The following is a 14,727-nucleotide window of genomic DNA, read 5'->3' on the forward strand; positions in this document are numbered from 1 at the left end:
CCCGGGCTTGGTTGTGAGATTGGTTCATTCGGCAGGACGCCGTCTGGGAAAGTATACCATAGCCCTCCGAAAGGCTTCTAGCCGCCAATCTAGCAACGAAGCCATTCAGAGAGAAAGGGACTTGAACCGAGTCTACTTGGTGTTCAAGTAAGCTTTGATTTGCGCTTGCGCGGTTTCCATATACTTATCGACTCCGGCTTGCTTAATCTTATCTTTGTATTCCTGTATTCCGGTGTCCACATCGTCAATGAAGCCCATATACATCGGCGCGGCATATTGAGCGAATAAATTAGAAAGGTTGGTGGTGATATCGCTAATTTCCTTCGCGTCGATCGTAAAGTCGACCAGCGGGTTCGGCTGATACCGCTTCTTGGCATCCTCGGTAAGCGCGGCATAGTTGGGGAACGATCCGTCGAACACTTTCGTATACGTTTCGTTCGTCCAACCCCATGTCCCGGCGGCGTTCGGCGGATATTTGCTATCGGCAGGGAAAACGATGTCGCCCTTGTCATTGAGGGTATAGTGCGTCCCCTCTATCCCATATTGCGTCAGCATGTTGTACGCTTCGTTATACCGCAGCAGATCCAACAGCATGAGCGCTCGTTCGGGATGCTCGGATTTGGCGCCCAGCGCCATTCCGCCGGCCATATAGGAATAACGATCGATCGACCCTTGCGTAAAGGCGGGATATATCCGCACGTCCCATTCCGGATGCGACTTGCTCACTTCGTTGTAGACGTTATTCGCGCCGGGAATACTGGCGAGCACCGCTGCATTCTTGCCGTTCTTGAACGAATCGTTAAGCCCGACGGTATTGGATAATGCATTCTTCGACCAGTAGCCGTTATCTTTCCATTGCTTCATTTTCTTCAGGAACTGCTCGGTCTCCGGGAAGTCGAACGTATATTGAAGCTTTAACGCCGGGTCATCCTTCTGGATCGCGATGGGACTTGTGCAGTTCGGCAGGCCGGGCGCCATCAGGTTGTAATTCCCGAAATAGAGCGAGCACAGCATCCAGGCGTCGTTCTTGCCGATATTAAAGGGGATCATGTTCTTCTCGTTCTTGGCGACGGCATCCAGATAGACGCCGAAATCATCGATCGACTTGATGTCGGGCACGTTATATTTCTTCATCAGATCGCCGCGAACGACATACGTGCTGTAGTTAAAGCTGGCCGACAAGGTTGGCAGCGCATACATTTTGCCGTTCACGTAACCGCCTGCTAGCTTATCCTTCGATTCCTTCGCCGAAAGCGGAGCGTAGGTGTTCAACAGTTCCGGCGTGATTTCCTTGAAAGCGCCTCTTCTGGCATTATCCGCGTAATTCATGTAGTTGGCCGCAAAAATCAGATCGAACTTCTCGCCGGAGGACAGCATCAAATTATAGGCATCGTTCGATAAGAAGGTGATGTTAACCGTTGCGTTGATGTCCTTTAACGTCAGTTTGTTCAGCTCTTCATGAATCCGCTTAGCGTCAGGCGCTCCGTCCGACGGCAAATACATGCTTAGCTCCACCCGCTTGGAGATATCGATTCCATCGGTGGAAGTCGTCGGCGAAGGACTCGCCGTTTGCTCGCCTTCAGAGGATGTATTCGGTGAAGAATTCGCCTCCCCGCCTGAATTGTTCGCGCATCCGCCGGCCAGCACTGCACACGCTAGACAAGCGATAAATAGGACGACTATTCTTGACCGTATTCTTCTTTGCAACTTCAGTTCCCCCTCATCCTTCTATTGATAACCGGCAGGAATCGCCCAGGGTTATCCTTTCACTGCGCCAACCGTCATGCCCTTCACGAAATATTTCTGGATGAACGGATAGACCAAAATGACCGGGCCCGTAACGATAACCGTCATCGCCATTTTGAATGTCTCCGCAGGCATCTGCGCGACCGGAATGCCGGTCTTCTGCGCGACGATCTGCGCGGCTTGCATCGAGTTGAACACTTTGTAGAGATGATATTGCAGCGGCATCATATCCGGGTTCGTGATGAACAGCATCGCGGGATACCAATCGTTCCAATAGGTAAGCGCAATAAACAAGCCGATCGTCGATAAGGCGGGAATGGACATCGGAAGGTACAGCCTGGCGAAAATGGTAAAGTCCCCGGCTCCGTCAAGCTTGGCGGACTCTCCGATGCTTTCGGGAATCGACGTAAAAAACGTGCGCATGATGATGATGTGAAAGACGCTGAACAGATGAGGCAGCAGCAAGGCGAGATAGTTGTTTTTCATCCCCAGGCCGATCATGACCAGATACCACGGCACCAAGCCTCCGCTGAACAGGGTCGTGAAGAAGAAGAAGAAAGAGAATTTGTTCCTGTACTTAAAGTCCTTGCGATGAAGCACGTACGAGGTCATCGAGATGAAGAACAGCCCGAGTAAGGTACCGGTAAAGACGAGTACGATGGTGACCCCGTAGGCTTTTGCGATGACTTCCGGCGCTTGAAAGATGAGCTTGTAGGCTTCCAATGAAAATTCTTGGGGAATAAGTCTGTATCCATATTCGAAGAGAGAGGAATCGTCCGTGAACGAACCCGATACCGTCAACAGGAATGGAATCAGACACAGGATGGAAATACAGCCAAGCACGATATAGCCGATGATCGTAAATATGAGCATATCGATTCGACGAATCTTGTTCTTCGCCACGGAACCACTCCTAAAATAACGCATAATCCGGGTTGATCTTCTTAATGAGGGCATTGAGCGAAACAATGATGATGAAGCCTACCGCCGATTGGTACAGACCGACCGCGGCCGGCATCCCGAGATCGAGTCCCTGCTGGTTCAGCGCTCGGAATACGAACGTATCGATCACATCCGTTTGATTAAAGAGCAGGCTGTTATTTCCGACGAGCTGATAGAACATGTCGAAATTCCCTCTTAAGATTCCGCCGACCTGCAACAAGATCATAATGATGATCGTGGTCTTCAAGAGCGGCAGCGTGATATGACGGATTTTCTGAAAGATGTTGGCACCGTCCAAATCCGCCGATTCGTACAGCTCCGGGTTAATGCCCATGATGGCCGCCAAATAGACGATGCTCCCATAGCCAACCAGCTTCCATAGATAAAATCCGACAATGATGAAGAACCAGATCGAAGGATTGCCGTAGACATCGACCGGACTCATCCCCCATCCTTTCAGAAGCGTATTCAGACTCCCGAACTCGTAGTTGAAGATGCCGAATACAAAGGAACCGACCACAACCCAGGAGATAAAATACGGCAGCAGCAGCGAGGATTGCATCATTTTTTTGATGTGCCTTCCCTTCAATTCGGAGAACAGGATGGCCACCCCTACTTGAACGGCCATACCGGCCGCAATGAAGGCTAGATTGTACAGGATCGTGTTCTTGGTAAGCAGCCACGCTTGCCCGGACTGAAAGAAAAAGGCGAAATTTTTGAATCCGACCCATGGACTGCCGAAGATGCCTTTGTCGAACTCGAAATATTTGAAAGCCACGATAATCCCGCCCATCGGAAGATAACTGAAAATGATGAAATACAGGACGGCCGGGATCAGCATCAGAAACAGCATTTTATTTTTCTTGAGCTCCGTTAACAGGCTATTCGTTCTATGCATGTCACTCTCCCATTGGTTAGTAGATTGGAATTCCATTTCTTGTCTTTACTATAACAAGACCCTTTTCTCGTTGATAGCATGCAAACCTATCCTGTTGGGCGATATCTTATCCTGTTGTTCATCGTCTGCCGCGAGCAGCCGCCGGCTATTCCAGCAAGGTTTCATACGTATGCGGACGCCGCTCCTGACGAAAGAGAACCCGCGCTTCGCCATCCGCATCCCCAACGGACAGGTAGCGCTTATAGTACGGTCGGTCAAGGTCAATTTCCGCGATCGCAACGCCATGCGCCTGCTCGGAGATCTCCGCGAGGATATTCCCTTCGGGATCGATGATCCGGCTCGGGTTCTCGCCCCACATCCCCGCGACGACGACGTGAATTCCGTTGTCCACCGCCCGGGCTAAGGACTGAATCAAGGTATTCCCCTGTGTCGGCACAACTAGCAGCTCCGCGCCTTTCAGCGTTAACAGCCTCGCGACTTCAGGAAAGTAGCAATCCCAGCAAATCAGGATGCCGATCCTGCCGAGATCGGTGTCGAAGACCGGATAGTCATCCCCAGGCGTCACGCCCAGCTCGGCTTCGTCAAGGGGGATATGCGTTTTGCGGTATTTCCCCGCAATCCGACCTGCACGATCGATCAGAACCGCCGTGTTGTACAGCACGTCTTCTTCCGTTTCGAAGAGGCTGGCGATGATGTAATAGCCATATTGCCTGGCATAGCTGGACAGAAAGTTAGTATAACCACCGGGAATCTGCTCGCCGGACAGACCATAGCCTCTCCTGCCGCAGCCTTGTTCATTAACGCATTCGCTCAGACATACCAGGTCGGCCCGCTCCGCCCCCGCTTGCTCCAGCACGGTACCGATGTCTGCCAGATTATCCGCTTGCTTGCCCGAGTACGTGTTAATTAACGTGGTAGCGGCCCGTATTGTTCTTGGGCCAAGCGGTTGCTTGCCGGTAAGAGACGGCCTTCTCCAGACGATCGTTCCGCCCGCCGACCATCGGAAGGCCAGCTCCACCAGGACGCTTGCCGCTCCTTCGGGCGCCGTCATCGTTCGATGCAAGCCTATCCAGCGCTCATCAAGCACCCGTGTTCGATCGACGTAGTCCCTGCTCAACAAGGAACCCGCTGCATCGGACCAGGTAAGCATCGCATAACCGTTGAATCGATTCGTCATCCTGTCCGTCACCAAATATTGAACGTCGAGCGCGTAGTTCTGGCCGCCGTTCACCCCGTCCACGGCGCAGAGCCATTTTCCGAATTGGTTCCTCGCGCATGCCTGGATGATCGCAACCGGCTCTCCCTCCCAAACTTCCTTGCGGAATTCCGGAGCAAGCGCTTCGTGAGGCGTCCAACTGCGCCAAGCTTCGGCGTCGAACGCCGGTACCAGATTAATCATATCGCTCTCCCCTCGGCTTGTTCTGCTTTGTCTCTACATTCGTCATTGTAGCATCGGCGAACCGCGACGAACGACAACGATAAACTATCGTTTTGAGCGGAATCTTGCACTTTTGACCATTCCGTTCGTCGCCCGCCAATCGCACAAGAAGAGGCCTATGCAGCGATGCGCACAGACCTCTTCTTATGCTACTCCTTCCGTTTTGTCCAAACGCATCCATCTCTTACATCCATCGCGAGAAAAAGGCATGACCCGCGGCGTGGAATCCCGGAGGCATCGCGTGTCCCATGAACGGATGCGCTTCTATGGATTTGTTCGTAGAGGCAATCCGGTTAAAGGCGGCAAATACCGTCTCGGGCAGGCAAGTGGTGTCCTTCAGCCCGACGGATACATGCACGGGAAGCGAAATCCAATGCGCCACGTTCATAATATCGAAATAGCTAAGCGTGGTCAGCACCTGGCCAAGCCGGTCCGGGAAGCGCGCCGCGAACTCCGAGGCCTCCGAGATCGAACCGACCGAATGAAGCATGCCAAAATCCATGTGGCACATATTCGGCACATGCGCGATCGCCGCGCGAAGGTTAGGCTCCAGGGCCGATGCAAGAAGGGCCAGACCGCCTCCCTGACTGCCGCCGAACGCAACCACCCGGTCGGCGTCGATCTCCGGCAATGCCATGGCGCACCGTACGGCTCGCATGGCGTCGATTGCGGCAGCCCGAAAATAGGAATGCTCCGGATCGAGAATCCCTTGGGTGATCCACCCTTTGGTCATCCCGAATTGCTGCGGAAGTCCGTTGCCGGTCTCTCCGCCTTGCCCCCGGACGTCGATGGCAAACACGGCATATCCCATCAGGAGCCATGCCGCATAGTCCTCCGGCCGTCCCTTGGAAGCGGAGTAGCCGTGAAAGATGACGATGCAGGGGATCGGGTTGCGCAAAGGCTTGGGGGGCAGCAGATACCAAGCGTGAAGCGGCGTGTTCGCCGCGCCTTCCAACACGACTTTGTAAACCTCCGCATGCTGGAACGGAGACTGGATGGGCTCTTGGGTATAACGTATAGGTTCTGCCGCTTCCCGCCGCGCTCGCTCCCAGAATACATCAAGATCGCCAGGTGCCGTCAGCGGTGGCTGATAATGCTCCAAACTTCGGATTCGTGATTCGATTGCGTTCATCGCGTCGATCATCTCCCCGTTTTTTATCCCCTACCTTATCATGTCTTGCTTTAGACCACGATGGGCAGTTTATCCTATTACTCCGTGCCCTCATTACGCTCCCGGTACTGCCTCGGAGAAATGCCGAATTTCTTCATGAAGCAGCGATAGAAGTACGGATAGCTGCCAAAGCCGCAGCTCGCGGCAACTTGCTCCAACGTCAGCCCGCTGTACGCCATGCGCTCGAGCGCGATGGATAGACGAACATTCAGCGCATAGCGGACCGGCGTTTCGCCGAAAGCGGCCTTGAACAGACGCGTCGCCTGGGAGATGCTAAGCTGGGCATGGTCCGCCACCTCTTCGATGGACAGCATGCCGGTCGCATGGCGCTCAATGTAGCGCTTCATCTGGTAAGCGGCGACTTGTTTCCCTATGCCGTTGCCCTCGGCGGCATTGCGTATCGCAAGCGCTAGGGCTAGACACAGCGAACGAAGCAGATAATCGACCAGCTCCCCGTTCTCCTCGCCAATCCGCCGACGCTGCAGAATGATCAGCCTCCATATCGCGAGCAGATCTTCATCGACATAGATCCGGTACCGCCGCTGCCTTGGACCTTCTGCCCACCAACGGTCCAACCATTCGCCGCGGCAGATGACATAATAGTCGCCGCTGCCCGCCTTGCCCGATTCACCCTCCTCCACAATCAAGCGGTACGACTCGCCCGGACGAAGAATAAGCAGGTCACCCGGGACGAGACGCTCCTCGCGGCCTTGATGCCGGATCCGGCACTCGCCCTCTGTTTGCAGACGGATCAGGTAATGTTCCTTGCTGATCCAATCTTCTGCAAGCAGCGGCTTGTCATGGTAGGCGTAGCCGCAGTATAAAACTTCCGTTCTCACGTTCGCTCCCCTACTTTCCGCCGAAAAAAGATATGTTTCATCGGTATGGACAATGTGAAAATCCGGCATCGATCGTTACAATAGGCTCATCACGATGTCAAAAGGGGGTTTCACCTTGCCTGCACCTCGAATCGGTCTTCAGCTCTACACCCTGCGCGACGAATGCGCCGCAGATCTGTTGGGTACGCTGCGCCGGGTAGCCGAGCTCGGCTACGAAGGCGTGGAGTTTGCCGGCTATTTCGGCGTTCCCGCAGACGAGCTTCACGGGGTCATGGAAGAGCTCGGTCTAACGGCAATCGCAAGCCATATTGGGCTTCCCGCCCTTCGGGAGCGACTATCACAGGAAATTCGCTACCTGTTGGATATCTCCTGCTCCTACTTGGTCTGCCCTGGCGTTCCGGGGGATGAACATGATGCCGAGAGCTGGCGGCGTAATATCCCGTTGCTGCGGCAAGCCGCAGATCAGGCCGCGCAAGCCGGCTTGCAATTCGCCTATCACAACCATGCCTATGAGTTCCAACTCGAATTGGACGGAATGCCTGTCTTCGATCGGTTGTTCCCTTATGATGCCGTTGACCCCGCGTTCCGGTCCGAACTCGATACGTGCTGGGCTGCGCATGCCGGACGCGACCCGTTAGCCATGATTCGACGTCTCTCCGGGCACGTCCCGCTCCTGCATCTGAAGGATTATCGCATCACGGAAGGGAATGAACTCGACACCCTGCCCCTAGGGGAAGGCGAAGCCCCGCTTGATGCGATCATCGAGACGGCGAGCGATGCAGGCGTACGTTGGCTGATCGTCGAACAGGACGACGCGGGCTCTGACACTCCGTTGGCATGCGTGGAACGCAGCATGCAATGGCTGATCGCCAATCGGCACCGAACCTAACAAGTAGAGGAGAGCATGCCCAATGACCAAACTTCGAGTTGCTATTATAGGCTGTGGCGCAATTACGTATTATCGCTATGCACCCGAATATGCCTCCCATCCAGAGGTGGAGATCGCGGCGTTCTGCGACGTCATCGGCGATCGGGCTGACGGATATGTCCAGCAATACGGCGGCCGCGCCTTCACCGATTATCGGGCAATGTTGGAGGAAATCAAGCCCGATCTCGTCACCGTCTGTACGCCGAATGTCTTTCACGCCGAGATGACGATTGCGGCGGCCAATGCCGGCGCGCACGTCTTGGTCGAGAAACCGATGGCGACCAACGCCGAAGAAGCCGAAGCGATGATCGCGGCAGCGCGCCGAAACGGCGTGCAGCTGATGGTCGGGCAAAGCCAGCGGCTAATGCCCCCGCATCTGAAGGCAAAGGAGCTGCTCTCGTCCGGCCGATTGGGCAGCGTGCTCACTTTCCGCTGCTCCGCTGGCCACAAGGGTCCGGAAACGTGGAGCGTGGACGGCCGCGACAGCTGGTTCTTCCGCAAGAACGAGGCCGCGATGGGCGCAGCCGGCGATCTCGGCATTCACAAGGCGGATCTGATTCGGTGGCTGCTAGACGATGAAGTGGCCGAGGTATCGGCCTACATCTCTAATCTGGATAAGGCTGGCTCAGACGTCGACGATAATCTGGTCGCAAGCTTGCGCATGAACAGCGGCGCCTTGGGTACGCTGGTCGCCAGCTGGACGTATTACCAAGGCGAAGACAATACCTCGATCTTCTGGTGCGAACACGGAACGCTTAAGATCGGATTCGAACCGGATTTCCCGGTTATCGTGCAGTTGAAGGACGGCACCGTAGAGAAATATGGCGTCGGGGGCATTGCGACGAACGATAATCAGCTCAGGAGCGGCGTCGTCGACTCATTCGTCGATGGAATCAGGAAGGGAAACGCTCCATTCATATCCGGAGAGGAAGGCTTGCGATCGCTGAAGGTCATTCTTGCCGCCTTCGTATCCGCCTTGACCGGCAAAGCCGTAACACCCTGATCGAGCTCGCCACTCTCCGTTATTCTTGCTGCAAATTTGACGCTCTCCCTCCAAATAAGACCTCGATCCAGGTTGTGAACCAACATGGATTGAGGTCTTCCTATTTACCGGAACAGTGAAGGGTGTAGATTCGGCGAGTTTACTCCGCGGCGACTCCACCTTCATCTTCAACGGCTTGCAGCACGCTCTCTCCCGTAGACTTCCGTCCGCTCGCCATCTCTTCCAAGATACCGCCAATCAAGCTCTCGTAGTCTTCATTCCGAAGCGAGAACAGCTCATCCGCTTTCTTCCTGGCATCCATTCGAAGCTCCTGCGCATCGCTCCATAAGAAGACGCTGCGCATGCGCTCCGCCAGCGCCCCCCTGCTCCCGCCTTGCTCGATATAGGTGTTCATGATTTCGTAATCGCGAATCCCTTTCTGGAGCAGCTTATAGCGGAGCGTCAGCATCGGCTTCCCGTCCCGCCCCGGGTAGACGAAATTCGTATCGCCGGCTGGGAAGAGCGGGTAGTGATAAGCAATGCGGTCCAATGGATCGTTCGGCCATACCGTATAATTCCAGCGCAGAAAGCCATCCAGACGGAAATGCCAGGCCAGCCACGGAATCACCCTGCTCTCGAGCAAGTGCGAGGAGATGAACGTATTGGGATGGATTTTATCGCAAGCGACATAGAAGAGCGTTTTCCCCGATTGCCCCTGCTTGAGCGCCATAATCTGGTCATGCTCGACCGCCACGCAGCCCAGGTACGGCACATGATCGAGCAATCCTTCCTCCTTGATAAACTCCGCATGGTTGATCGCAACCTTGTACTGGAACGAGGGCGCCATCGCCCGCAGCGTTTGCAGGCGGCTCCGGAAGAGTTCCAGGTCGGCCGGTTCATCCGCCAATATGCGCACCTTCTCGATCCAGCCCCGCTCGATAAAATGCTTCTCCAGCGCGGCGACATACAACTCAAGCTGCCCTTGTTCCCGCATGTATTGATACGACCCGCTGCTTGCGTCATAGTAACGGACCCGGATCGCGTCGCTAAATTCCGGGATGACGCGGCCATACCCCGCATCCTCCAACACCCATATATTGAGCAGTCCGAAAACCTCGATCTCCTCGCGAATCCCATGCTTCATACATAACGCCACGTACCGGTCGAGAGAGCTAAAGTCGTATACCCAGCTGTGATCCTCCCGCCGCACGACGCGGACGATACTATATTCGAACATATTCGCAGGGTCGATCCGATCATAGCAGGAAGCTTGCCCGGACCACGGAATTTCGGAGACGACGACGGAGATCGCTTTCTGCCCGAGATCGGCCAAGGAGGCCACATAAGGTTCCAATATCTCAAAATGCTGCTCGCTCCACAACGCCACATCGTATTTGCGGGCGATATTGGCATTGTGCTGCCACAAATCTAAGTAAAACGAATGGTCGGCTGGCTGCTTTAACGCGACGTCCACCACGTTGACCTCGAAGCTCAACGTGCGGAGGACGATCTCGTCCTCGAACATGCGATGCCCGTACACCGTAATTTGAGGATGATAAACGCCAGGATCCGCATCCGCGTCGATTTGAACTTCGATCCACACGGGCTGCACGCGCCTCTTCTCCACATGCAGATAGGACTGCCCCAGAATCATATCCGATTTCAGCTGCCGGTCATCGTCTTCCACCAGCCCGATCAGATTCGCGGTGACGCGCCCATTCGCAAGCCCGGGCACCTTCACGCCTACGCGAACGATGTCAATGGGACCACGCTCGTAGAATGCGGCTTCCCCATTCACCCCGACTAACATTTCCTCTTCCGAATAGATCAGAAGCTGTACCGCGGCCCGGTCGTTCTTCCCGCAGATGAGCGAAATCGTTTTATGCTCGTCGAATGGGATGGCGAATTTCTGATAGGCGCCGAATACATATTTGTAGCTGTCGTGCTCCAAACCCAACGTAATGTTCATCGCGAATGCCTCCTATTTGGCTATCTCTACAATCTGAGTATAGCCTTCAAGGAGCAGGAAGCCGTATACACAATAACCGTGTTTATATGGATTTTTCACGTATCTATGATAAAGTTTAATCAGAATGTCGCGACAGGCAAAAGGGAAGCGGAGGACGAGATGGATTACGTAAGTTTCTATCGGATACCGGATGATGATGATCAGGGCTGCAGCGATACGAGCTGGCATTTGCTTCTCAATTCGGCAGGTTATTATAAGTTCGAATCCTACTTTCGGATGACCCACCGCCGGAGGGGGCGTAAGGATTTTTACCTCTCTTATAATCATGACGGCCCGATGACGATCTACCTGAAGGGCGAGAAACGCGTTCTTGAGCCGGGAAGCTTCTTCTTGTATCGACCGTCTGAGGAGCAGCACTACGGGCACTACTTGGAGCAGGAGTTTCTCGCGTATTGGGTGCACTTTACCGGGTATGGGGCGGAAGAGCTGCTGTACCGAACGGGGCTGACGGAGAACAATGCGCTCCGCATAGGAGCTTCCGATCCGATTGCCTCGCAGTTCGAAGCGATGATGGATGAATTGCGCGATAAGAAACCGGGCTACGAGCTGGCATCCGCGTCGCATCTCTCCTATTTGTTCGCGATGATCTCGCGGCAGCTGGAACGGTCGTCCCACGCCGGGGACGGCATGATTCATAGCGATATCTATACGTCCCTGCAATATATCCACACGCACTACGCGGAAGACATTTATGTCAAACAGCTCGCAGACCTCGCTCATCTCAGCGCGGATCGGTTTACCACGTTGTTCAAACGCATGACCGCCGCCACGCCGCAGCAGTATATTCTCCGGTTCCGTCTGCAACGAGCCAGCGAGCTGTTGAAGCGCACCAGCTTGAATATCCAGCAGATTGCAAGCGTCACCGGATTTGAAGACCAGCTGTATTTCAGCCGCATGTTCAAGAAAGCCTACCTTCAGACGCCGTCCGAATATCGGTCGAGGTTCGATGAGGGAGAAGGAGGAGACTTGTAGCGGCCATGGCTCGATTGAACAAAAACAGCCGACGCGTTCGGACGCGTCGGCTTCCTTCATTCGGATAAGTTACCTAAAAGTAGGATTGCGCTTATAACCCCCTGCCATATTCGAAGCCGATCGATTGAAGAAATGCCCGTGCAATTACGGCGTGTCCAGCCATGGTCGGATGTACGCGGTCCCACGCGAGCGTTGCCGAATAGAGATGATTCAGCACCTGGTTGAAGGCCGCCTGGGTATCGACGAACAAGGCATCGTGCTTGGCCGCGATTCGCTTGACGACTTCGCCGTACCGATCCATCGTGCGGCGCATCGGATCAGCCGCGTTCGATTCGATATAGAACGGCGTCATCAGCACAAGCCCTTGCAGCCGCGGTCTCGTGCGCGCGACCAATTCCTCCAACGTTTCTTCATATTCTTCGATGTAGACGTGCTTCTCCGTCTGTCCCGGCATGTCGTACTGCCGCCAGACATCGTTAATGCCGATCATGATCGACAGCCAATCGGGATTCAAATCCGCGACGTCCGTTTGCCAGCGCGCCTTCAAATCCCGAACGGTGTTGCCGCCTATACCCATATTGACCACTCGGATGCCGAGCTCTGGATAAGCAGCCGTCAGCAGCGCATCCACGAGGGACACGTATCCTTTGCCGATCGCCCCGAACAGCCCTTCCCCATAGGGTCTCGCCCGTTCGCAATCCGTGATGGAATCGCCGATCATGACCAGTTTCGATTTTGGCGCCAAGCGCATGGTTGGTGAGCCTCCTTTTTCGTTACATGTATTTGCATTTCTTCCCGAACAATTTCTACCATAACATGTTCCACCAGCCAATAGAAGCGCTTCGCAATTGCTTTATTTCACCTTGCCTGGTCGTTCAACTCGCTTCAATCGGCGACCTTCTTACCAAGGGGTCAATCTGCGGTAATGCGCCAGCGAGACTTGGCCGAGAAGCGCCTCCCCATTGGCGAAGCGAGCCAGCTCGTCGACGACGAAATCGCATAGCTCGCGCTTCAGGAGACCATGATAGCCGCCGATATGCGGCAGACACAGCACATTCGGGAGCGCCAGCAATTCATGGTCGACCCCCAACGGCTCCCGGTCGTAGACGTCAAGCGCCGCGAATATACGTCCGCCGCGCAGCGCGTCGAGCAAAGCGTTCTCTTGCACGATCGGCCCGCGGGCCGTATTCACCAACAGTCCGCCGTCGCGCAGCCGATTCAGCTGTTCCGCGCCGATCATGCCTTCCGTGCGAGGCGTCCACGTATTGTGAAGCGAGACGATGTCGCATCGTTCGAACAATTCGTTCAGCCCGCACAACTCCACCCCGAGCGCATCCGCTTCCGCTTGCGTGCAATAGCTCGAATGCAGCAAAAGCTTGGCGTGGAACGGCTGCAGCATGCGAATGACTTGCTTGGAGATTTCGCCATAGCCGACCAGTCCGATCACTCTGCGCGTAACGCCTAGAACGGTTTCGCGGTTGTTGACGCTCCATCGTCCTTGTTTCAGTCTACCGCTATAGCCCGCATGGTCCCAAGCACCCGCGAGTATGAGAGATACCGCGCACTCCGCGGTCGAGAGCGCCAGCACTTTGTTGGCCGAAGTTACCGCGATCGGGAGATCGAATACATCCTCGTCGACGATGCCGGCGACGCTCCCCGCTCCATGTCCGATGAACTTCAAGCTGCGAGCCTGCGCCAGCACCTGCGAGGTGAATCTAGGCGATCCCCATGACGTGATGACCGCATCGTACATCTCGATTCGATTCGCTAACTTTTCGCTGTCGAACGGCTCGGCAAGCGGGACAAAATCTACGTCCGCGAAGCGCGACAGCTTATCGATCGTGGACTCCTGCCAGAACATGTCCCGCAAGCCCGGGTCCGCAATGGCGACTAATGTTTTCATGAGGTCATCCTCCTTATTTGTTCGGCGACTGGGAAGCGCTTTTCATCAACGCGACATAGTCCGGGAATACGGTCTCCGGCTCCATGCCGGGTACTTGCAGTTCTTTGCGCCATTTGGTCTCCCACTCCAAGGAGTAGTACCCGCAGTATCCGGACTGTTCCAGCAGCTTCACGATCGCCATGATCGGAACCTGGCCTTCGCCTAGCTTGGTATATTTCCAGCTCAGCGCCATCGGATCGTCGAACGGAACGCCGTCCTTCATATGGACGTGGGCCAGCTGCGGACCTAACAGCGCGATCGTCTCCTCCGGCGGCTCCCCCTCCTCCAGTGGATGAATGATGTCATAGATGACCGCGCAATTCGGACGATTCACGTCATCCAGCAGCTGTCGAAGCGAACGGCCGGTCGCGAACTCGTTATGCGTTTCGATCCAGACCTGCACCCCGTAGATGGCGGCCACATCGCAAGCTTCTTGAACGCGGCTTACGATGGCGGGATAATCGATAGCCGGAACCGGACTATCCTTGCGTTCATTGAAATAGCCGAGGAAAATTCGCACGCCGTCCGCCTGCAGATCTCTCGCCAATGCAGCCACGCCCATAAAGTGTGTCAGCTGCGCGGCATCCCCCTCGTTCCCGGTGAAGCATACGTTTGAACCGATATTGGTAATTCGCAGGCCAGCCGCCTCCAGTTTGTGCAGCGCCGTCTGCCGAGCGGAAGCGGACATATCCGCGGATATCCCCCAATTCGCGCCTTCCCTCAGCTCCATCCCATGAAATCCGCACGACTTGGCAATTCCGATCATGTCGTCCAACGACCAGCCCTCGCATGGCAAGGTGCTAAACGCCGTTTTCAAGATGTCCTCCATCTCCTCTCTAA

Annotated in this window: 13 protein-coding genes; 3 read left to right on the top strand and 10 right to left on the bottom strand. The window is 55.1% G+C overall.

The annotated features are described in order from the left end of the window. Positions 1–132: 132 nt before the first annotated feature. The 6 genes from BCM02_RS10255 to BCM02_RS10280 form a co-directional block, all read right to left on the bottom strand. Positions 133–1,503 (bottom strand): DUF3502 domain-containing protein, encoded by a 1,371-nt coding sequence (locus tag BCM02_RS10255; protein ID WP_148928980.1) that lies wholly within the window; start codon positions 1,501–1,503, stop codon positions 133–135. Positions 1,504–1,758: 255 nt separating this feature from the next. Continuing rightward, positions 1,759–2,649, bottom strand: coding sequence for a carbohydrate ABC transporter permease (locus tag BCM02_RS10260; RefSeq protein WP_342791302.1), 891 nt, complete (start codon positions 2,647–2,649; stop codon positions 1,759–1,761). Positions 2,650–2,659: 10 nt separating this feature from the next. Next, positions 2,660–3,586, bottom strand: a complete 927-nt coding sequence (locus BCM02_RS10265; protein WP_148928982.1) for an ABC transporter permease — start codon at positions 3,584–3,586, stop codon at positions 2,660–2,662. Between the two features lie 145 nt (positions 3,587–3,731). Then, positions 3,732–4,985, bottom strand: coding sequence for a carbon-nitrogen hydrolase family protein (locus BCM02_RS10270; RefSeq protein ID WP_148928983.1), 1,254 nt, complete (start codon positions 4,983–4,985; stop codon positions 3,732–3,734). A 223-nt stretch (positions 4,986–5,208) separates the two neighbouring features. Then, a complete protein-coding gene (locus tag BCM02_RS10275) occupies positions 5,209–6,156 on the bottom strand; it encodes an acetylxylan esterase (protein ID WP_148928984.1) in 948 nt (315 codons plus the stop codon). Between the two features lie 77 nt (positions 6,157–6,233). Beyond that, entirely contained in the window at positions 6,234–7,034 is an 801-nt protein-coding gene (locus tag BCM02_RS10280) for an AraC family transcriptional regulator (RefSeq protein ID WP_187434129.1), read from the bottom strand. Positions 7,035–7,149: 115 nt separating this feature from the next. Between BCM02_RS10280 and BCM02_RS10285 the strand changes: the two genes are divergently transcribed. Then, entirely contained in the window at positions 7,150–7,923 is a 774-nt protein-coding gene (locus tag BCM02_RS10285) for a sugar phosphate isomerase/epimerase family protein (RefSeq protein WP_246183302.1), read from the top strand. Positions 7,924–7,945: 22 nt separating this feature from the next. Then, a complete protein-coding gene (locus BCM02_RS10290) occupies positions 7,946–8,965 on the top strand; it encodes a Gfo/Idh/MocA family protein (protein ID WP_148928987.1) in 1,020 nt (339 codons plus the stop codon). A gap of 139 nt (positions 8,966–9,104) precedes the next feature. Here the strand turns inward: BCM02_RS10290 and BCM02_RS10295 are convergent, their stop codons facing one another. Next, complete coding sequence (locus BCM02_RS10295; RefSeq protein WP_148928988.1) at positions 9,105–10,913, bottom strand: DUF4091 domain-containing protein; 1,809 nt, start codon at positions 10,911–10,913, stop codon at positions 9,105–9,107. A 105-nt stretch (positions 10,914–11,018) separates the two neighbouring features. Here BCM02_RS10295 and BCM02_RS10300 point away from each other — a divergent pair, with 105 nt between their 5' ends. Next, entirely contained in the window at positions 11,019–11,945 is a 927-nt protein-coding gene (locus tag BCM02_RS10300) for an AraC family transcriptional regulator (RefSeq protein ID WP_187434130.1), read from the top strand. Positions 11,946–12,036: 91 nt separating this feature from the next. Here BCM02_RS10300 and BCM02_RS10305 read toward each other — a convergent pair whose 3' ends face one another. From BCM02_RS10305 to BCM02_RS10315, 3 genes are all read right to left on the bottom strand, one after another. Further along, complete coding sequence (locus BCM02_RS10305) at positions 12,037–12,696, bottom strand: SGNH/GDSL hydrolase family protein (RefSeq protein ID WP_148928990.1); 660 nt, start codon at positions 12,694–12,696, stop codon at positions 12,037–12,039. Between the two features lie 150 nt (positions 12,697–12,846). Continuing rightward, positions 12,847–13,848, bottom strand: a complete 1,002-nt coding sequence (locus tag BCM02_RS10310; protein WP_148928991.1) for a hydroxyacid dehydrogenase — start codon at positions 13,846–13,848, stop codon at positions 12,847–12,849. Positions 13,849–13,861: 13 nt separating this feature from the next. Next, positions 13,862–14,704, bottom strand: a complete 843-nt coding sequence (locus BCM02_RS10315) for a sugar phosphate isomerase/epimerase family protein (RefSeq protein ID WP_187434131.1) — start codon at positions 14,702–14,704, stop codon at positions 13,862–13,864. Between the last annotated feature and the right edge of the window lie 23 nt (positions 14,705–14,727).

The sequence above is a fragment of the Paenibacillus methanolicus genome (assembly GCF_008124765.1).
GTDB lineage: Bacteria > Bacillota > Bacilli > Paenibacillales > Paenibacillaceae > Paenibacillus_Z > Paenibacillus_Z methanolicus.